15 protein-coding genes are annotated in these 18,555 nt (G+C 62.0%); 13 read left to right on the top strand and 2 right to left on the bottom strand.

All coding sequences use genetic code 11. From position 1 onward, the window contains the following. Positions 1 to 93 precede the first annotated feature (93 nt). The 7 genes from DELCS14_RS25715 to DELCS14_RS25690 all read left to right on the top strand — a co-directional run bounded on the left by DELCS14_RS25715 (position 94) and on the right by DELCS14_RS25690 (position 7,115). Positions 94 to 1,002: a peptidylprolyl isomerase gene (locus DELCS14_RS25715; protein WP_013804222.1), complete on the top strand. Its 909-nt coding sequence runs from the start codon at positions 94 to 96 to the stop codon at positions 1,000 to 1,002. A 250-nt stretch (positions 1,003 to 1,252) separates the two neighbouring features. Then, positions 1,253 to 2,053: an ABC transporter permease gene (locus DELCS14_RS25710; RefSeq protein WP_013804221.1), complete on the top strand. Its 801-nt coding sequence runs from the start codon at positions 1,253 to 1,255 to the stop codon at positions 2,051 to 2,053. 2 nt (positions 2,054 to 2,055) lie between these two features. Further along, positions 2,056 to 3,072, top strand: coding sequence for an acyltransferase (locus DELCS14_RS25705; protein ID WP_157158320.1), 1,017 nt, complete (start codon positions 2,056 to 2,058; stop codon positions 3,070 to 3,072). Between the two features lie 2 nt (positions 3,073 to 3,074). Beyond that, complete coding sequence (locus tag DELCS14_RS25700; protein ID WP_013804219.1) at positions 3,075 to 4,310, top strand: ABC transporter ATP-binding protein; 1,236 nt, start codon at positions 3,075 to 3,077, stop codon at positions 4,308 to 4,310. A gap of 11 nt (positions 4,311 to 4,321) precedes the next feature. Next, the gene (locus DELCS14_RS30240; RefSeq protein WP_228676821.1) at positions 4,322 to 5,221 is read left to right on the top strand and encodes a hypothetical protein; all 900 of its coding nucleotides are present in this window, start codon (positions 4,322 to 4,324) and stop codon (positions 5,219 to 5,221) included. Positions 5,222 to 5,232: 11 nt separating this feature from the next. Further along, positions 5,233 to 6,093 (top strand): class I SAM-dependent methyltransferase, encoded by an 861-nt coding sequence (locus DELCS14_RS25695; protein ID WP_013804217.1) that lies wholly within the window; start codon positions 5,233 to 5,235, stop codon positions 6,091 to 6,093. Then, the gene (locus tag DELCS14_RS25690) at positions 6,090 to 7,115 is read left to right on the top strand and encodes an acyltransferase (RefSeq protein ID WP_013804216.1); all 1,026 of its coding nucleotides are present in this window, start codon (positions 6,090 to 6,092) and stop codon (positions 7,113 to 7,115) included. Before DELCS14_RS25695 ends, DELCS14_RS25690 begins: the two co-directional genes overlap by 4 nt. On the opposite strand, the gene DELCS14_RS30905 is transcribed toward DELCS14_RS25690, so the two are convergent. Next, on the bottom strand, positions 7,116 to 7,898 hold the full coding sequence (locus tag DELCS14_RS30905; protein ID WP_013804215.1) for a hypothetical protein: 783 nt from the start codon (positions 7,896 to 7,898) through the stop codon (positions 7,116 to 7,118). A gap of 134 nt (positions 7,899 to 8,032) precedes the next feature. Here DELCS14_RS30905 and DELCS14_RS30235 point away from each other — a divergent pair, with 134 nt between their 5' ends. Beyond that, positions 8,033 to 9,118, top strand: a complete 1,086-nt coding sequence (locus tag DELCS14_RS30235) for an acyltransferase (RefSeq protein ID WP_013804214.1) — start codon at positions 8,033 to 8,035, stop codon at positions 9,116 to 9,118. Here DELCS14_RS30235 and DELCS14_RS25680 read toward each other — a convergent pair. After that, the gene (locus tag DELCS14_RS25680; RefSeq protein WP_013804213.1) at positions 9,096 to 12,899 is read right to left on the bottom strand and encodes a methyltransferase domain-containing protein; all 3,804 of its coding nucleotides are present in this window, start codon (positions 12,897 to 12,899) and stop codon (positions 9,096 to 9,098) included. The two genes, DELCS14_RS30235 and DELCS14_RS25680, sit on opposite strands and share 23 nt — an antisense overlap. 344 nt (positions 12,900 to 13,243) lie before the next feature. On the opposite strand from DELCS14_RS25680, the gene DELCS14_RS25675 reads away from it, so the two are divergent. The 5 genes from DELCS14_RS25675 to DELCS14_RS25655 all read left to right on the top strand — a co-directional run bounded on the left by DELCS14_RS25675 (position 13,244) and on the right by DELCS14_RS25655 (position 18,493). Further along, complete coding sequence (locus tag DELCS14_RS25675; protein ID WP_013804212.1) at positions 13,244 to 14,017, top strand: glycosyl transferase; 774 nt, start codon at positions 13,244 to 13,246, stop codon at positions 14,015 to 14,017. A gap of 5 nt (positions 14,018 to 14,022) precedes the next feature. Beyond that, positions 14,023 to 15,126, top strand: coding sequence for a glycosyltransferase (locus DELCS14_RS25670; protein ID WP_013804211.1), 1,104 nt, complete (start codon positions 14,023 to 14,025; stop codon positions 15,124 to 15,126). 110 nt (positions 15,127 to 15,236) lie between these two features. Beyond that, positions 15,237 to 16,127, top strand: coding sequence for an acetylglutamate kinase (gene argB, locus DELCS14_RS25665; RefSeq protein ID WP_012203251.1), 891 nt, complete (start codon positions 15,237 to 15,239; stop codon positions 16,125 to 16,127). Between the two features lie 121 nt (positions 16,128 to 16,248). Next, on the top strand, positions 16,249 to 16,968 hold the full coding sequence (locus tag DELCS14_RS25660) for a response regulator transcription factor (protein ID WP_012203252.1): 720 nt from the start codon (positions 16,249 to 16,251) through the stop codon (positions 16,966 to 16,968). 37 nt (positions 16,969 to 17,005) lie between these two features. Continuing rightward, positions 17,006 to 18,493, top strand: a complete 1,488-nt coding sequence (locus tag DELCS14_RS25655; RefSeq protein WP_013804210.1) for a sensor histidine kinase — start codon at positions 17,006 to 17,008, stop codon at positions 18,491 to 18,493. Positions 18,494 to 18,555: the final 62 nt, after the last annotated feature.

Here is an 18,555-nt window from a genome sequence, read left to right as displayed (position 1 = left end):
GCGTAAGCAAGCAACTTAAGACCTAAGTAGCACTCTAAGAAAGCGGGACGCAAGTCCCGCTTTTTTTATTTGTATTGTCAAAAGAAATCAACCATGCAAGTGACCAAGACTGCTTCCTTTTCCCTGTCGCGTACTTCCCTGGCCCTGCTGGCGGCTGCAACCCTGCTGAGCGCCACAGCTGCCCGTGCTGATCAGACTGCTGTGCTGATGGACGGGCCCGTGCATCGCATTACGGCCGCAGATGTGCAAGCGGATGGCATGCGCATGCCCGAGGATGCGCGCGCCATCATCCTGGCGCAGCCGCAACGGGTGGAGCAGATCGTCACCAACCTCTATGTGCGCCGTGCGCTGGCTGATGAGGCCACCAAGCAGGGCTTGGCCAAGCAGGCCGATGTACAGGCTGCCTTGGTCGTTGCGCATGACAAGGTGCTTTCCGAGGCCTGGATCCAGATGATGCAGGAGCGCCACAAGCTGCCAGACCAGGTGGCCGAGGCCCAGGCACGCAATCTGTACAACGCCAAGCCTGAGCGCTTTGAGCTGCCGGAACAGGTCAAGGTGAGCCACATCCTGATTGCAGGTGACACCCCCGAAGCCAAGACACAGGCCGAAGAGCTGCTGGCCCAATTGAAGTCCGGTGCCAACTTCGCCGAACTGGCCAAACAGAAATCGGCCGACAAGAGCAATGCCGGCAAGGGCGGTGATCTCGGCTATTTCGCACGCGGGCGCATGGTGCCCGAATTCGACAAGGCCGCTTTTGCGCTCGAAAAGCCGGGCGCGCTCGATCTGGTCAAGACCCAGTTTGGCTACCACATCCTGAAGCTCGATGCCCGCCGCCCCGCAGGCGTTCAGCCCTATACCGAGGTGCGCGATGAACTGCTCAAGGAGGTCCGTGCGGCTGCGGTGCAGACGGCCATCTCGGTCGAGGCTGACAAGCTGATGGCCACCGGCACGGTGCGTACCGAGGCCATCCAAGCCTTCAGCGAAGGCGTGAAAAAACAGTAAGCGAGTGTCCTGGCTCTGCGTATGCTCTTGGCTCCCTGGTGCTGTGAGCTGTGTGTGGCAGAGCCAGGCCTGGCAACGGTTTCAAGGGGAGCACGGCGCATGTGCTGGCTCTCCGAAGGCTGTGCATTTGACGCATAGTGGATTCCACGTCCTGGCACTAAGGGCATGCAATGCGCGAGAATACGCGGTTTGACGTGACGCACGGCGCTGCGACTCCTTTCCGTCCCAGCGCGCTTGCCTGAAACAACGCATGTACTATTTTCTGGGCGAATGCCGGGCACTCTGGCAGGCACGTGGCCTGCTGTGGGTGATGACCCGCCGCGAAGTGGCGGCGCGCCACGCAGGCACGGCGGCTGGCGTGGTCTGGCCCTATCTGCAGCCGCTGCTGGTGGTGGCTGCCTACTATCTGGTCTTTGACGTGGTGTTCGGCATGCGTCTCGGCGATGCCGCTCCTACCAAGGCTGTTGGCGCCTTTCTTGTCGTGGGCGCGCTGCCCTGGATGGCCTTCTGTGATGCGGTGGGCAGGGGCATGAACAGCCTGATCGATGCTGGCGGCCTGTTGCACAAGAATCCGTTGCCGCCAGTCTTGTTTGTCACGCGCACCGTGCTGGCGAGCGGCCTGATCTATGGGCCGCTGATGCTGCTGGTTGCGTTGGCCTATCTGCCATCCCATGGTCTGCAGCCACCGGTCTTGGCTCTGGTGCCGCTGCTGCTGGTGCAGTTGTTGCTGTGCCTGGTGCTGTCCTATGTGCTGGCCATTCTGGCGGCGGCACTCCGTGATGTTGTGCAGCTGGTCGGCTTCTTTTTGTCCGTCGGCATTTACCTTTCACCAATTCTTTTTCCCATGGCGATGTTCCCGGAGCGTTGGCGCTGGGTGCTTTGGCTCAACCCTATGACGGCTTTGGTTCAGGGTTATCAGCAGATCCTGCTTCAAGGCGCATGGCCACCAGCGGCCGTGTGGTGGGTGTCATTCATCTGGCTGGGCGTGCTGGCACTGCTGCTGAATGTGCTGGTTGCACGCAGCCGAGACCAATTGGTGGACTGGTTGTGAGCGTGGAGCAACGCAGCGGCGCGGACCCGCGTTTGAGCTTGCTCAAGTTGTTGGCCGCATTTGCGGTGGTCATCGTTCACACGACCATGGTCAGGGTGTCCCAGGTCGACATCCACAGCCTGGGCTGGTGGGTCGCCAATGCGGCCGATGGGGCGGGGCGCTTTGGCAGCTCGATGTTTGCCATGGTGGCTGGCGCAGTGCTCTTGGCACGCCCAAGCGAGCGTGAACCAGGCCGTTTCATATGGCAGCGGTTGGAGCGTCTGCTGCCCGCCGTAGTGTTCTGGAGCGTCTTCTACTTCCTCTGGCGGCAGTGGATGTGGGGCGGCATCACCTGGAACGTCGTAGGCCATGACCTGTTGCTGGGCTCGCCCTGGTATCACCTGTGGTTCATGTTCATGATGTTGGGCCTTTACATCGCCATGCCCGCCATGCGCTTTGCGGTGCTGGGTGTTGGAGAGGGGCGAGGCTGGATTTACCTGCTACTGCTGGCGGCGGGCATGACTTGGTTTGCATCGATCGCACAGACACTGCAGCAGCTGTCGCACGCGAGCTTTGTCGGGCTGGTGCCTTTCTTTGCCATTTATTGTTGGGCAGGCTACTACCTGCTGCGCAAGCCGGTTGAAGTGCCGGCCTGGATACTGTTGCTGGCCATTGTCTTGTGCGTGGCCATGATGGCGGTCGGGGTGGCATGGTCCTACCCGCAACTGCAGGGCTGGGCATTCGTGCTGTTCTACAGCAACCGCAGTCCGTGGGCGATGGTACTGACCGTCAGTCTGTTCCTTTTGGTACTGCGCGTGCCCAGGACAGTCATTCCTGCGTGGGTGAACCGTCTGGGTGCTGCCACGTTGGGGGTTTATGCAATACATCCTTTTTGGATCGACATGCTGGCGCGCTGGGGCTGGAGCCTGCAGCGTGCGGGTGATGCGTGGATTTTGCTGACATGCCTGGTGTTTGCCTTGTCCATGCTGACTTCTCTGTGTATATCTGCAATACCCGGTATGCGCCGGCTGGTGAGTTGAGAATGAAGCAGTTGGACGATGAAACGGTGTTGAAGGTGCAAGGGGTCTGCAAGGAGTACAAGCTCTATGCTTCACCCCGTTCCAGGCTGAAGGCCTTGCTGACTGGGCGCGCCACGCACCGTAGCCATTGGGCGCTGCGGGATGTGTCCTTCGAGTTGCGTCGCGGACAGTGCATAGGTGTGATCGGCGATAACGGCGCGGGGAAGAGTTCGTTGCTCAAGCTCCTGGCTGGTACCTTGCAGCCGTCCCAGGGGCGTATCGAGCGCGTGGGGAGAGTGACTGCCATTCTGGAATTGGGTGCAGGCTTTCATCCTGATTTCAGCGGACGCGACAACCTGTATTTCGGTGGAAGCCTGATTGGTATCGGCCCAGAGCGCATGCGCGAACTGGAGCCGGAGATCGCCGAGTTTGCCGAGCTTGGCGAAGCTCTGGAAAGGCCCGTCAAGACCTATTCCTCAGGCATGACCGTGCGTCTGGCATTTGCACTTGTGACAGCAGTACAGCCCGACGTTCTGATCATCGATGAGGCTTTGGCCGTCGGCGATCAGCACTTTCAGAAGAAATGCGTGGAGCGCATTACTGCGTTCCGGGAAAATGGCTGCACCATATTGTTCTGCTCGCACAGTCCGTACCATATCCGCAACCTGTGCGATGCGGCGCTGTGGCTCAAGAATGGGCATGTCGAGCAGTTCGGTCCCACTGAGCCCGTCCTTGCGGCCTACGACGCGTATACGCGCCAGCGGCAGGCTGTGGATGAGTCACCTGCATCGCCTCATCAGCCAGGAGAGGTAGAAGCGCCAACTCCAGCTCCGGTTGCGCTGGATTTGGGTAGTGCCTGCATTCTGTCGGTAGATGTGGCCAATCTGGAGCAGGCACCTCCAGGACAGCCCGCGCTTTTGAAGGGGCAGGATCTGGCTGTGACCATCACGGTGCGTGGCCGTGGCGATGAGCCGCCCAATATCGGCTTCATGATTGAGCAGTCACAGGGGGTGGGCATTACATCGCTAGGCACGCATGAGGAAGGTGTGGTGCCAAAGCCCATGGGTGATGGAACCTGGCAGTCTGTACTGACATTCCCTGATCTGCCGCTGCATAGTGGTGACTACGTGATCAGCGCTTACCTGTTCGATGCCACTGGGTTGGTTGTCTATGACGAGTGGCTGCATTATCTGCATGTACGCTTTGTTGCGCCCAAGCTGATGCCGGGGCTGGTGCAGCTGCCGCACCGATGGGAGTAAGGGTGGCTGGATTGGGAAATCTTCTGCGGCGGCTGAAGACAGAGAGCCGTGATCTGCTGGAGTTTGTCCTGTTGCCCGGACTTGCAGCTGTGTTGCCGTGGTCAGCGTGCTTTCGATTGTTCAAGTGTTTCGCTCGCTGGAATTGGCTCTATGCGGAAGACAGTATTGCGGCGTTGGAGCAAGCGCGACAGTATGGTCTGTGTGGCGATGATTCTGAAGCGTGGCTGGCCGAACGCAAGCTGGTGACCTTGATGGATCATGCGGACCACTATCTGCTGCGCACTCGGTCTGTGGCGTGGATGCGGCGGCATGTGGAAGTGCAAGGTCAGTGGGATTGCCAAGGAGGGGCGGCCTTGCTTTGGACCTTCCATTGGGGCATGGGAATGTGGGCCTTGCGTCATGCGCGTGAGCATGGCGTGCATGCATCCATGGTGCTTGCAGCACCCAGTGGGCCTGACTTTGTCGGGCGAACGGTGTTCGGCATCTATGTGAGAGCCCGTATGCGCTCGGTCGCGCTTGCATTGGGCGAGCCGGTGATCTTTGTCCCAGGAGGCATGTCTGAAGTCCGCAGGACTATTTCAAGGCAGCAGCAGGTAATTGTTGTGATGGATGTTCCCCAGGACCAGGTTTCTGTGACGCGGGTGACGCCATTGCTTGGCTTGCCGGTCAGTGTGCCGGCTGTACTTCCTTCCATGGCAGTGGAGCAGCAATTGCCAGTGACGGTTTTTTACATGGGGGCAGACCTGGCGACTGGTCGCCGGATGCTGTGCATCAAGCCTCTTGGTGTGTATGGAGATACTGGTGTATTGACCGATACGGTCTTCGCCAATCTTGATCATTTATTGCGTACAGCACCTGCCGCATGGCATTTGTGGGCACAGGCTCCACGGTTTTTCGTGGCACGGGATTGAAAAAGGACGTTATGGACTGGTTGTTGCGGTTGCGGGAGCGGATGTGGGGAACGGCACCATGGGATGCCTCACATATCACCGACGAGTGGTTTCGTGCACACTTTGGCTATGCAGCTGACGTTGTACACCAATGGGTTGGAGATCGGCTTGACGTGAGTCAGGCGAAGCTCCTGAATTTTGGATGTGGCGATGGAATTACGGATCTTGCGCTTGTGTTGCGGCATGGCGCCACTGCCATCCATGGCGTGGATATACGCCGGGAGTACGCCAAGTTGCCGCGCATTGCGCGGGAGCAACTGGGAATGGAGCGGATTCCGACGGCACTGACCTTTGAGACCATTGAGCCCAGCAGTCCACTGGCGGCTCGGCATGCAGGTGTGGATGGCATCTTGAGTTGGTCTACCTTCGAGCATGTGCAGCGGGACCAGCTGTTGCCAATACTTCGTGACTTGCATGCCTGCCTGCGCCCTGGCGGGGTATTCTTTCTGCAGATCGAGCCCTTGTTTTATTCTCCGTTTGGGTCTCACTTGCGTCGGTATATCGACACACCTTGGCACCATCTGTTGATGTCGGAGGATGAGCTTTGGCATCGGATTGAGGAGCACCAAGGGCCGCTTGATGCCGCAGAGGTGGATTTTGGGTTCGCTGACTTTGGCGTGGACGGGTACAAGCGTTTCGTCTTCAAGGAGTACCAGGCGCTGAATCGTCTGACGGCTGACGAATTGGTCGAGATCCTGCAGCAGGCCGGTTTTGAGTTGCTGCGACAGGAAAGGCGCATGGTGGAGGAGTCCGTTCCGCAGGAGCTGCTTGCCCAGTATCCGCAAGAGTGGCTGGGTAATAACGAGATACTGCTGCTGCTAGGAAAGCAATGAGCGCGGTGAGGGACGCTGGCAACAACGCTTTTCACCTGCTGCGGATTGGTGCCGCGGCGGCGGTTATTTTTAGCCATCAATTCCCCATCACCGGCACACAACCACCACCGTGGCTGCACTCGAACATGGTGGGGGGCGTTGCAGTGATGACGTTCTTTACCATCAGCGGCTATCTGGTCACTTTGAGTTGGCTGCATGATCCGCGATTGATAGCGTTCATTGGCAAGCGATTGCTTCGCCTATGGCCAGGGATGCTAGTTGCCGTTCTTATAGGCATTTTTTTGTTTGGCCCGATATTCACTGCGTTGCCCACGCGCGATTTCTTTCTGCACTCCTTAACGCTTGATCACTGGCGTAATCTGCTGTTGGTGAAGGCATATCCAAATCTACCTGGAGTTTTTACTGAAAACCCTTTGGCTGGTCTGATGAATGGACCGTTGTGGACCATTCCTCTCGAGGTTATGTGTTATGCCGTACTTGCTGGTGCAGGGGCGCTGGGATTGCTTCGTTCTCGGTGGGTTGCGTCTGCTGTGCTGGCGGGTTATCTTGTATTTTTTCTGACCCTGCGTAACGCCGACCTGACTGGTGTCATGCGACATTGGTTTGAATATCCGGCTTATTTCGCTTGTGGCAGTTTGATTGCTTTGAACAGGAAATGGTTTGTTTTTCATGCCAAAGCATTGCTATTGGGTGCCTTACTGCTGGCTGTTTTTTTATTTTTTGGATTGGGGCTGGAGCATTCTGCGGGCCTTTTGTTGCTGCCGCCGCTGCTGATTTTTCTGGGACTGCAGACAGGGACAGTGTTGAGCCGGCTGCATCGATGGGGTGACCCCTCCTATGGCATCTACTTGTTGGGTTGCCCTATCCAGCAAGCGGTGCAGGCGACCTGGCCACAACTACCGTTTCTGGCTGGTTTGATGCTGGCCTTGACGATCGCCTTGACCGCCGGTTACGTCTCCTGGCATGCTGTCGAGTCGCCAGCTCTCCGACTGAAACGCTTCCTGAATCCTCGCCTCAGCTGATCAAAGCCAGTTGACGGAGATGTTGTCGAATTCCAGTGACCAGCCTTGGGTGTAGTTGCGCGCAAAGACCAGACCAAAGGCGAACCCTGTGAGCTTGTTGTTGAGGATGTTGCCCTCAGGGTTTTCCGTGTCATGCACCAGCTGGCTGGTGACCAGCTGCCCGTCACGGCGCAGCCAGTAGGCGAAATAGTCGGCGCTGTTGATATGCAATTCCACGTCGTACCAGACATGGTCCTGCATGGAGGGGCCGCAGTGCTCCCCATTCCAGACAATGCTTGAAGGCCGCGCTTCGGCCTGGATGGTCCACCATGATTCGGGTTGACTCACCATGTGTCCTTGGCACGGGCGAAGCGTGCCAGACAGATCGCCGACGATGAAGCCTCTGCCGCGGTTGTACCAAGAGGTGCTCTCGCTCCTGCCTGATACGAAAAAGTGTGCCTCTGGATTCGTTGTGAAGAGGTCGTTGGAGCGGAACCGAAACTTCAAGACTTGAGTATGGGTTCCCGCAGGCCGGGGCGTGGCAAAGGTGTGATGCAGGAAGCCTTGTCCTGCAACTGCTATCCGATGGGAGGGCAGAGTCTGCTCTCCCCAGGGATAGGTTTCCTTGACATGGTCAGCGGCAGTCCCGTCGGAACGGATGTCGCGGGTGAACACCACTTTCGAGGGGATCGCCGGGGCTGACGGATTGATCGGAACTGTCTGGCTGAAGGTGATGGCCTGGGCGGCCCAGAGCAGCAGCGAGCAGCCGACTACAGGAAGCAGAAAGCGGGCAGGAAATTTCATAATGTAGACTGGCGGAGGTCGGCTGCGAAGGATGGTGCCTGAGCCGTTGATTCTAGGCCGTCTCCTCATGGGCAACTCTGCCTCATCTTTGCGCCGCAATGGCTTTGTGCCACGGCCTATCGGATCGCTTGGACATGGGTAACCGTTTTGACTTGCTGCGCTTGGCCGCAGCACTGGCCGTATTCGCCGCGCACGGCGAGTTTCTGTATCGGCTGCGGCTGCCTGTTCCGTTTCCTGGCCATAGCCTGGGATCCCTCGCGGTCTATGTGTTCTTTTTCGTCAGCGGATATCTGGTGTGTCAGAGCTGGATGAGGGATCCTGTCTGGGGTGCTTTTTGGCTGAAGCGTCTCATGAGAGTCTTTCCCGGACTGATTGTGTCCGTGGCTTTTTCGGTCTTTGTACTGGGTTGGGGGGTGACCACGCTGGGATCTGCCGATTACTTCAGTGCGCCTGCAACCTGGCGCAATTTTTTCAACAACGCGGCAGGTTTCGCCACGGTGCAAACTCTCCCTGGTGTCTTCGAGACGAATCCATTTGCCAAGGCCGTCAATGGATCGTTGTGGACCATCCGGTATGAACTGGCCATGTACTTGGTTCTGGTGCTTGTGGCCTTGTGCGTTCGAGGACGGCGCTGGGTATATCCGGTGGTTGCAGCCTTGCTGGCAGTGTTATGGCAAGTCGCTTCTGCAGCAGGTTGGGATGTGAGCTTGTCGGCGAGCCGTAGCCTGTTCGCTGAAGTGTTTCGATGGCGCGATTTTTGCGCCTTTGGCGTCCCCTTTTTTGTGGGAAGCACCTTGGCCGTCTATGACGTCCGTCCTCGGGCTTGGATGATGGTAGTCGCAGTGGCTGGGTTCGCATGTGCCTGGGGTGCGATGGATGCCTGGGTGAGGCAGATGGCTGTCTGGACAGGGGTGTCCTGTGGCATCTTCTATGTCGCGCATGTGGGTGCAAGCACTATAGGATCCCAACGTTGGCGCGCCGATCTGTCTTATGGCGTGTACATATACGCATTTCCTGTTCAGCAGGCGGTCACGGAGCACGGTTTGCGCGCCGGCTGGGATCTGGCTTGGTGCCTGTCTGTCTCGCTGGCTTTGATTCTCACGCTTGCATTGCTGTCCTGGTATGGCGTGGAGCGACCCTGCATACTGGCTGCACAACGTTACCTTAGGCGTAGTGCTGCACAGCATGGAGCCGCGACTAAGCCTGCAACCAGTTCTTGACGCGACGCTGCCAGTGTGCGGGAATGCGCTTGGCCACGCCGCGCAGGACTGGCATGGAGCGCAATCGTGCCAGAGCGGCCAATGCCACTGAGCTGGCCACATGGGCTTCGCGCTGCAGGCGATGCGTTGCCAGTAAAGCCGTGGACAAAGGCTGGAGTACGGCCTGTTCGCCAGGCTGGAGACCTTTCAGATAGCTTTGCGCATAGAAGGCTTCGCCAGCCAGCGCCTGAGAGGTGCCTGACGCAGGAGGAGTTTCCGGTGCGTGTGAGGCGACGAAATGTGCCTGACGTACCTTGGCGAAGAAATCCAGCCACTGCGCAGGGCTGGCATCCCAGGCGTGGACCCAGGACCATTCGCGCCCTGCCAGCCTTTCGGGGAAGGCGCCGAGATCGGGTCCGACGATAGGTAGGCCAGCCGCCAGACAGGCGCTCAGCGTGTAGCTGTAAGTCTCCGGCCATTGGGCAGGGAACCAGGCCAGATCGGGCTGCAGCCACTCCAGCAGCGCAGGCAGTTCCTCTTCCTTGTAGCCGCCATGCACGGTCAGGCGCGCGCGCGGCTGGGTCTGCAGGCTGCGGTAGGCATAGCCGAGCAGATGGAACTCCACCGGGGTGCCACGCTTGGCGGCCTCCTGTGCCACGGCTTCCAGTACGTCGGCGCCCTTGATGGCGCTCATGGCTCCCAGTACGACGATCTTGAGCGGGGCCGTGGCGGCCAGCGGGTGTGCCACCGGGACCGGCAGCTGTGCCGGCAGGTCGGTGTGGGCAACCGCCTGGACGCGGGCACCGGGCACGAAACCGGCGATCCGGTTGGCCGTGTCCTGGCTGGGGGCCAGCACATGGCGCGCGTTGTTCAGCAGCAGCGCATTGCGGTGGCGCCACTGGGCCACGGTGCCGGCATAGGGGGCTGTGTCCGTGGGTTCGCAGCAGCCGCACTCGCCCGCGCGGGGCGGCACGACGTAGCGGTTGTCTATGCCGGTCAGCGAGATGTTCTTGCAGTAGGTATAGAAATCATGGGCCGTGAAGTCATAGGCCGCACCAAGACGGGTGGGAAGGTCCAGGATGGCTTCGCTATGGCCCAGCAGATGCTGGTAGTGCACATGCACCACGCCCAGCTGGCGCAGGGCCTGCACCAGTTCCTCCATCTGGTCGTTGATGCGGAAGGCGAGCTCGAATGCTTCCTTTTCCTCGGCGCGGCGCAAAACCACGACTCCACCAGCGGCCGGGGACAGCATGAGGAACAGTGCCTTGCCTTGCAGGAACTGCGCCAGTTCGCGCACATGGCGCACCGTGCCGCCTGCCCGGTCGTGGAGCACGGCCAGCACCACAGGCTGGTGTGCGGCCTCTGCCTGCAGGCGTGCCACATCCAGCGCAAGGCGTGCGGTGCGCGCAGGGTCGGCCTGGACGAAGGCCATGACATCGGCTTCGTAGCGCGGATGCAGGCGGCGCAGGGTTTCCATGGCGGCACGTTCGCGCGGGCTCTTGCTTTCTCCGAAGCTCACTCCGCCTGTGTGCAGCACAAAGGTGTCCAGCAGATGCAGGTTGCGCCAGCCAGCGGCTGCGGCACGCTGGCAGAAGTCGTTTTCTTCGCCATAGCCCTTGCCGAAGTGCTCGGTATCGAACAGGCCGACGGCGTTCAGGCTGTCGCGGCGGATGTACATGCAAAAGCCCACGCCGGTCGGCACGTCCACCACCTGGCCGGGATTGGTGCGCGCGCACAGTGCGTCGATGGCGGCCGTATCCATGCCGGGCGGCAGGTCGTTGCCCTCGCAAAAGCGCGGGTAGCTGCAGATGGTGGCGTTGTTGGAAAACGGCGTGACGGAGGCGATGCGTGCATCGCCGTAGGCGGCCTGGCGGATGCGGTCCAGCCAGTCATTGGCGACCACGGTGTCGCTGTTGAGCAGCAGCACGTCATGGGCGGTGTTCAGCGCCATGCCCCGGTTGACGGTACCGACGAAGCCGAGGTTTTCCTCGTTCTCCAGCAGGGTGATGCGAGGCTCCTGTGCCGCCTTCTCGCGCAGCCAGGCCGTGACTTCGGGCTCCGGGCTGGCATCGTTGATGACCACCAGTTGCCAGTGCGTGCGGCAGGGGCTGGCCAGCACGGATTCGATGCAGTTGCGTGTGTCGTCCAGCCCCCGGTACACGGGCACGATCACATCGACTGGTTGCTGGGGCATCGGCTGCGGTACTGGGGTATAGGGGACAGGGGCAGGAACGGGTGTGCGGCCCAGCAGGCGGTCAATGCGCATCTTGGCGTGGACGAGGGGACGTGTGGCTCGGAAGACGGTGGAGTTCTCTATGTCGCGCAGGTGTTGTTCCAGCCGTGCGAAGTCCCGCTGTACGCGGGTGGCTTCCTGTTGCCAGATGGCTCGCTCCTTGCTCTGCGTGACGTGGCTTTCTTCTAACAGGGCATTGCGATGCTGAAGCTGCTGGATTGAATCAACTTGCTGTTTAGTTTGATCCGCTAGCCGCTGCACTTCCTGTGCATGCTTTTGCTCATGCACCTGTTGCTGGATGTGTAGTTGATCCTGCAGATCGTTGGCGCGGCTGCGTTCCTGCGCGATCTGCCGCTCAAGCGGCTGCACGGCCCCGGCCAGTGCCAGATAGTCGGCCGACATGGGCCATCCCATCTCGATCTCCAGCGAGGCGCCACGCAAGGGGGTCAGGGTTTCTGCGGGAATGGGAAGTTCGAACCAGGGGTCATCGCCGGTCAGCAGCAGCATCAGCGCGAATGCGCCTGCCGGATGGAGCCCATTCCACACGAGCTGATGGTGCGGGCGTTGCCCCAGCAAGGCGGCATCCGAATCCTCGGGACGCCATTGCCAGACGACGGCGCCTTGCCCATCCAGCAAGGCCAGCCGGTACAGGTGCACGAAGCCCGGCCGGTCGGCCAAGTCCAGGCGCAGATGGCTCAGCGAAGTGTTGTGGTCGGGCAGTGCAAAGCGCAATGTCTGACGTGCCTGGCCAATGATGCCGGTGGTGGAGAGCTTGCTCTCTTCCTCATAGCGGCCAGCGCGCGCCATGTAGAGCTGGGCCGTGAACAGTGCATGCCCCTGTGGGTAGTTCAGCGGCGGCTCGATGGGCAGCGCCTGGGCGGCGGGCGCTGCACTGGCGATGAACTGGTAGGCCAGTGCATCGGGCGTGGCCAGCAGGTGGCGGGCAACGGCCGGGGGCAGGCTGTCGTAGGCGACGCGGAATTCCGACTCGGGAAGAGCGCGCTCGATGGTGTCGATGTCGTCCACCTGCCAGCCTTGCTCGGCCAGAAAGCGCGACAGCGAGCGCCGCGTGAAAAAGCGCAGGTGGGTGCGGTCCAGCAGGCCTTCTTCGCGGTAGCGGAATTCGCCGTGCAGCAGTTCTGCCACCAGGCCGCTGTAGCCTGCGTTGGGTACGGAGATCAGCAGACGGCCTTCGGGTGTCAGCCGCTTGCGGCAGGCAGCCAGGATGCGCTCGGGCTGGCGCAGGTGCTCGAGCACGTCGGCGCAGACGATGTAGTCATAGCGCGCGTCGCCGAAGAGCTGGTCCAGGTCGCAGTCCTCCAGGTCGGCCACATGGACATGGCGGTAGAAGGGCGCGGCATGGCGGGCCTCTTCCTGGCTCAGGGTGACGCCGTCGCAGACGCATTGCTTGTGCTCGGCGAGGAAGGCGCCCAGCGCGCCGCTGCCGCAGCCCAGATCCAGTATGTGCGCCTGGGCCCGGACATGGCCGGCCAGCACGGACAGCGACGTGCGCTCGTTCAGATCGACGGTGCGCAGGTAGACGTGGGGATCGGGAATGGGTGTGGTCATAGGAAATGAGGTGCCAGGCGCGGTCCGGGCAGGGATCGATCGCCCGTCATATTCATCTGCGCCAGTCGACCGTGGCCGGTCCGCAGAGAGCGGCGGAGCACGCCCACGCCAGGCGCAAAAAATCCCGGAAGTCCGGGCGGCAGATTGTCGCGCATCATAATCCCGGCCACTGCAGTGATTGCATGGCATGGCGGGTTAATGACATTTTGTGCGGCTGTTGCATTTCCTTGCATCACGGCATACCCGCTGACGCCTTCCGGGCGCCTTCCGCTGAATACTCGGAGCCGCCGTTTTTTCGGCGCAGGTATGCGGGTTGGAATTTGAAGATCTGAAGGGCGGCATTGATGGGTTCATCGTTGGTCGTGTCGGTGGTGAGCCACGGACATGGCGCTCATATACAGAGGCTGCTTGAATGCCTGGGTTCGGCGCGCCTTGCGCCGATGTCCCGCGTGGTGCTGACGCTCAATATTCCCGAACCGGAGCCCCTGGCTCCAGCGACCGGCTGGCCTTTTGTCCTGGAGATCCGGCGCAATGCGCAACCCCTGGGTTTTGGCTGCAATCACAACCGGGCGCTGGCAAATGCCCGGGAGGCGTTTGTCTGCGTGATCAATCCTGACGTGTACTGGGGAGCGCAGGAAGAGCCGCTGCAAGAGCTTCTGGCGCTGGCGGCCCGGCCGGGGTTGGCCCTGGCCTATCCCCCGCAGATCGGCGAAGACGGCACGCTGCAGGATTTCGAGCGGGAGCTGCCATCTTTCTGGAATTTGCTGCGACGCAAGCTGCACGGGCGTGTGGAGCAGCGTGTGGAATGGGTCAATGCGGCCTGCCTGGTGCTGGGCCGGGATAGCTGGATGCGGCTGCGTGGGTTTGACGAAGGTTTCTATATGTATTGTGAGGATGTGGATCTGTGCCTTCGCCTGCGGGTGCTGGGCGGAGAGCTTCGGCGCGGTGAGTTGCCTGTCGTCCATGCGGGCCAGAGGGCGAGCCGGCGCAGCCTGCGCCATGGCGCATGGCACGTGGCCAGCCTGCTGCGGCTGTGGAGCCGTCCGGCCTACCGCAAGGCCCGAGCCTTGCCGCAGGCAGCGCCCTCGCTGCGCAGCCTGCATGGGGAGCCATCGTGATCTGGATGGCGGTATTGGCCTTCATGGTGTCTTGCACCGGCTGTGCACTGCTGGTGCGCTGGGCCGGGCGGTCCTCGACGTCCTCTTACGGATACGACAAGCCGCAGCGCTTTCACATCGGCGAGGTACCCCGGCTTGGGGGCGTGCCGATGTACCTCGGGCTGGCTGTCTCCTGGGGGGTGGGCACCTGGCTGAGCATGCGCGGAGATCCTTCCTCGCTGCGCATGCAGCTGTGGGTTGTCGTGTGCCTGGCCGCCATGCTGCCGGCCGTGGTCGGGGGGATCATCGAGGATGTATCGCAGCGCCTGAGCGTGCGTTACCGCCTGGTGCTCACCCTGCTGAGCGCCGTGCTGGCGGTTTTGCTGTGCGGCCTCACCGTGCCCCGGCTCGGCTGGCCCTGGCTGGAACAGGCACTGGGTCCGGCCATGCCCTGGCTGGGCATGGGCCTGGCCGTCCTGGCCCTGACGGGCCTGCCCCATGCCTTCAACATCATCGACGGCTACAACGGGCTGGCCGGCATGGTGGCCACCATCATCTGCCTGGCGCTGGCCCACGTAGCCCTGCAGGTGGGGGACCGGACCCTGGCCGCCATGCTGGTGACGCTGGCCGCCGCCACCTGCGGCTTCCTGGTCTGGAACTACCCGCGCGGCATGATGTTTGCAGGCGATGGCGGGGCCTATGTCTGGGGACTGGCGATTGCCCTGGCCAGCATTGCCCTGGTGCAGCGCAATTCCGCAGTCTCGCCATGGTTTCCCATGCTGCTGCTGATCTATCCGGTCTGGGAGACGGTGTTTTCCATTTACCGCAAGCTGATGCGCGGCATGTCGCCGGGCATGGCGGATGCCCTGCATTTCCACCAGTTGATCTACCGGCGCATCGTGCGCGGCGTGTTCGACGACGATCTGGCACGGCGCATGCTGCGTCGCAATAACCGGACTTCGCCCTACCTGTGGGCGTTCACGCTGCTGACCGTGGTGCCGGCATTGCTGTTCTGGAGCAACACGCCCGTTCTGGTGGGTTTTTGCCTGCTGTTCGTGGTCAGCTATGTGATCGCCTATCTGGCCATCGTGCGCTTCAAGCTGCCGGGCTGGATGCAGAACAATGGATGATGGCCGGGCGCCAGTGGGCGTTCCGTCATCCGGGCATGCAACACTGCCGCGCAGTTGCGGCACAATGCCCGCCTTGTTGTTGACTACTTCCACGCCCCAGGGCTAGCACCATGAACGATATCCTCTCGATTGCCCCCCGCGACAAGGCCGAAATCCTCGCCCAGGCCCTGCCCTACATCCGCAAGTTCCATGGCAAGACCATGGTCATCAAGTATGGCGGCAACGCCATGACCGATCCGGCCCTGCAGGCCGACTTCGCGGAAGACGTGGTGCTGCTGAAGTTGGTGGGCATGAATCCGGTGGTGGTGCATGGCGGCGGGCCGCAGATCGAGACGGCCCTCAACCGCCTGGGCAAGAAGGGCGAGTTCATCCAGGGCATGCGCGTGACCGACGCGGAAACCATGGAAGTCGTGGAATGGGTGCTGGCCGGCGAGGTGCAGCAGGACATCGTGGGCCTGATCCACCAGGCCGGTGGCAAGGCCGTGGGCCTGACAGGGCGCGATGGTGGCCTGATCCGCGCACGCAAGCTCAAGATGGTCGACAACAAGGATCCGAACATCGAGTACGACGTGGGCCAGGTGGGCGACATCGTCTCCATCGACCCCAGCGTGGTGCGCGCGCTGCAGGATGACGCCTTCATCCCCGTGATCAGCCCCATCGGCTTTGGCGAGGAAAACGAGAGCTACAACATCAACGCAGACGTGGTCGCCAGCAAGCTGGCCACCGTGCTGCAGGCCGAAAAGCTCGTGCTGCTGACCAACACCCCCGGCGTGCTGGACAAGGCCGGCAGCCTGCTGACCGACCTCACGGCACGCGAGATCGACGCCCTGTTCGCCGACGGCACCATCTCGGGCGGCATGCTGCCCAAGATCAGCGGCGCCCTGGATGCCGCCAAGGCCGGCGTCAATGCCGTGCACATCATCGACGGCCGCGTGCCGCATGCCATGCTGCTGGAAATCCTGACCGACCAGGCCTACGGCACCATGATCCGCAGCCATTGAGGCCCGATGGCGCGGACTTTGCGGTTCGCGTTACCATCGCGCATGGCCCGGGCGTGGTCTGACGGCCTGGGCCGGTTTGCTGCAAGCCGCCTTTGGGCGGCTTTTGTTTTTTAGGTTTGATATGCGTTTGCTTCTTGTGGAAGACGATGTGATGGTGGCCAGCGGCATCAAGCTGGGGCTGTCCGATGCGGGGTATGCCGTGGACTGGGTCGGCAGTGCCGAGCGCGCCCTGGAGGTGCTGGCCCAGGAAGCCTTCGACCTGGCCGTGATCGACATCGGCCTGCCGGGCATCGACGGGCTTGAACTCACACGCCGCCTGCGCAGCAGCGCGGTGGAGAGCTCGGCCATGCCCGTGCTGATCCTGACGGCGCGCGATGCGCTGCAGGACCGCGTGCAGGGCCTGGATCAGGGCGCCGACGACTACATGGTCAAGCCCTTCGAGCTTCCCGAACTGCTGGCCCGGCTGCGCGCGCTGCTGCGCCGCTCGCAGGCAGCCACATCGGCCGTCCTGAGCTTCGGTCCCATCGAGCTGGACACGGCAGGCCGCCGCGCCGGCGCGCGCCAGCCTGCGCAAGACGATGAGAGCGAGGGAAAGCTGCTGCCCATCGATCTGGGCCCGCGCGAGTGGACCGTGCTGGAGTACCTGCTGATCCACGCGCCCAAGCCCGCCAGCAAGGACAAGCTGCTGCAGGCGCTCACGGGCTGGGACCGCGAGATCACGCCCAATGCGGTCGAGGTCTATGTCTCTCGCCTGCGCAGCAAGCTGGAGCCGCATGGCGTGGCGCTTCGTTCCATCCGGGGCTTCGGCTATCGGCTGGAACTCTCGCATACCGCCGCCTGATGCGGACATGGCGCATGGCCCCAGGCGCTGACCGCCCATGACAGCCAATCTGCGCCTTCGCCTGCTGGTATTGCTGGTGGTGCCGCTGACGCTGCTGGCGCTGATGGGCGGCTGGTTCGGCTATCGCTCGGCAGACGAAGCCTCCACCCAGCATGACCAGCGCCTTTTGCGCCTGCTGCCTGCGCTGGCTGATTCGGTGCTGGCGCCGTCGATCGCCGAGGGAACGCCGCCCCTGGTGGCGCTGACGCCCGCCATCGAGGACGTCTTGCGCCAGCGCGGCGACGACGTCGGATATGCCATAGGTGACCTGCAGGGCCATGTCGTTGCCGGCGACACCTGGATCCGCTTCGACGTGCCTTCCACGCCGCTGGCCGAATTCCACAGCCAGGAGCATGACGGCCTGACCTATCGCGTGGCCGTCATGCGCGCCGAAACCTATGGCGCCGGTGAAATGGTGCTGGTGCTGGCCGATGGCGGCGATGTGCGCCAGCAATGGGTGCGCCAGTTGCTGCTGCATGTGCTGCTGCCCAGCGTGTTGCTGATCGCCGGCGCCGGCATTGCCATCTACTGGTCGGTCAGCCGGGCTTTCCGGCCGCTTCTGACCCTGACCCAGGCAGTGGAGCGGCGCTCGCCGCGCGACCTCAGTCCCATCTCGGAGCACAGCTCGCCGGCCGAAGTCCGTCCGCTGGTGCGCTCGCTCAATCGCCTGTTTGCACTGGTCAACGCACAGGCCGAAGGCCAGCGGCGCTTTGTGGCCGATGCGGCCCATCAATTGCGCACGCCGCTGGCGGCCTTGCAGGCCCAGGTCGAGGCCTGGGCGCTGAGCGCGCAGGCTGCCCAGGCCGAGGCGCGGCGCAAGGGCACCGAGGCCCAGGTGGTGCTCAGCGTGACGCAGATCGAGCAGTTGCGCGATGCCACGCGGCGAACCTCGCAGCTGGCACGCCAGTTGCTGGCGCTGTCACGTGCCGATGCCCGCAATGCCGAAGTCCAGCCGCTGCAGAAGGTGGACCTCAAGGACCTGTGCGAAAGCATGCTGGAAATGTTCTTCGACCAGGCCAGCGCCAAGGGGCTGGACTTCGGCCTTGACGTTGCTCCGGCCAGTGTCTGGGGTCACAGCTGGCTGCTGCGCGAACTGGTTTCCAACCTCGTGGACAACGCCATCAAGTACACGCCCCCCGGCGGCAGCGTCACGCTGCGCTGCGGCATGTACCATGGCGCGGGGCAGTCTGCGGATGAACCGCAAGGCTGGGCCTTCCTGGAGATCGAGGACGACGGCCCCGGCGTGCCCGAGGCCGAGCGCTCGCAGATCACGCAGCGCTTTTACCGCGCGCAGGGCGCGGCCGGCGATGGCACGGGGCTGGGATTGGCCATTGCCGAAGAAATCGCCCTGCTGCACCAGGGCACTCTGGCCTTTGGCGCCGCAGCGCAGGGCAAGGGCCTGCTGGTACGCTTGGAGCTTCCATTGCAAATGCCGGCCGTGCTCTCGGAAACAATAGCAGCGCAAGCAACAGGCAAGCGATCCTGACGGTTGCGCTCATGGGGACAGCTTTGTGCGGAGTTGCCGCCGAGGGCTGTGAGAGAATTACT

It is taken from the genome of Delftia sp. Cs1-4, assembly GCF_000214395.1.
In the GTDB taxonomy this organism is placed as follows: domain Bacteria; phylum Pseudomonadota; class Gammaproteobacteria; order Burkholderiales; family Burkholderiaceae_C; genus Comamonas; species Comamonas acidovorans.
Note: the sequence above shows the minus strand (reverse complement) of the source record. Positions and strands in the feature narration are given on the sequence as shown.

What these genes read in the sequence shown, in the direction of transcription:
- DELCS14_RS25715 (WP_013804222.1), top strand. Translation starts at nt 94, where the DNA reads ATGCAAGTGACCAAGACTGCTTCCTTTTCCCTGTCGCGTACTTCCCTG.
- DELCS14_RS25710 (WP_013804221.1), top strand. Translation starts at nt 1,253, where the DNA reads ATGTACTATTTTCTGGGCGAATGCCGGGCACTCTGGCAGGCACGTGGC.
- DELCS14_RS25700 (WP_013804219.1), top strand. Translation starts at nt 3,075, where the DNA reads ATGAAGCAGTTGGACGATGAAACGGTGTTGAAGGTGCAAGGGGTCTGC.
- DELCS14_RS25695 (WP_013804217.1), top strand. Translation starts at nt 5,233, where the DNA reads ATGGACTGGTTGTTGCGGTTGCGGGAGCGGATGTGGGGAACGGCACCA.
- DELCS14_RS25690 (WP_013804216.1), top strand. Translation starts at nt 6,090, where the DNA reads ATGAGCGCGGTGAGGGACGCTGGCAACAACGCTTTTCACCTGCTGCGG.
- DELCS14_RS30905 (WP_013804215.1), bottom strand. Translation starts at nt 7,898, where the DNA reads ATGAAATTTCCTGCCCGCTTTCTGCTTCCTGTAGTCGGCTGCTCGCTG.
- DELCS14_RS30235 (WP_013804214.1), top strand. Translation starts at nt 8,033, where the DNA reads ATGGGTAACCGTTTTGACTTGCTGCGCTTGGCCGCAGCACTGGCCGTA.
- DELCS14_RS25680 (WP_013804213.1), bottom strand. Translation starts at nt 12,899, where the DNA reads ATGACCACACCCATTCCCGATCCCCACGTCTACCTGCGCACCGTCGAT.
- DELCS14_RS25675 (WP_013804212.1), top strand. Translation starts at nt 13,244, where the DNA reads ATGGGTTCATCGTTGGTCGTGTCGGTGGTGAGCCACGGACATGGCGCT.
- DELCS14_RS25670 (WP_013804211.1), top strand. Translation starts at nt 14,023, where the DNA reads ATGGCGGTATTGGCCTTCATGGTGTCTTGCACCGGCTGTGCACTGCTG.
- argB (WP_012203251.1), top strand. Translation starts at nt 15,237, where the DNA reads ATGAACGATATCCTCTCGATTGCCCCCCGCGACAAGGCCGAAATCCTC.
- DELCS14_RS25660 (WP_012203252.1), top strand. Translation starts at nt 16,249, where the DNA reads ATGCGTTTGCTTCTTGTGGAAGACGATGTGATGGTGGCCAGCGGCATC.
- DELCS14_RS25655 (WP_013804210.1), top strand. Translation starts at nt 17,006, where the DNA reads ATGACAGCCAATCTGCGCCTTCGCCTGCTGGTATTGCTGGTGGTGCCG.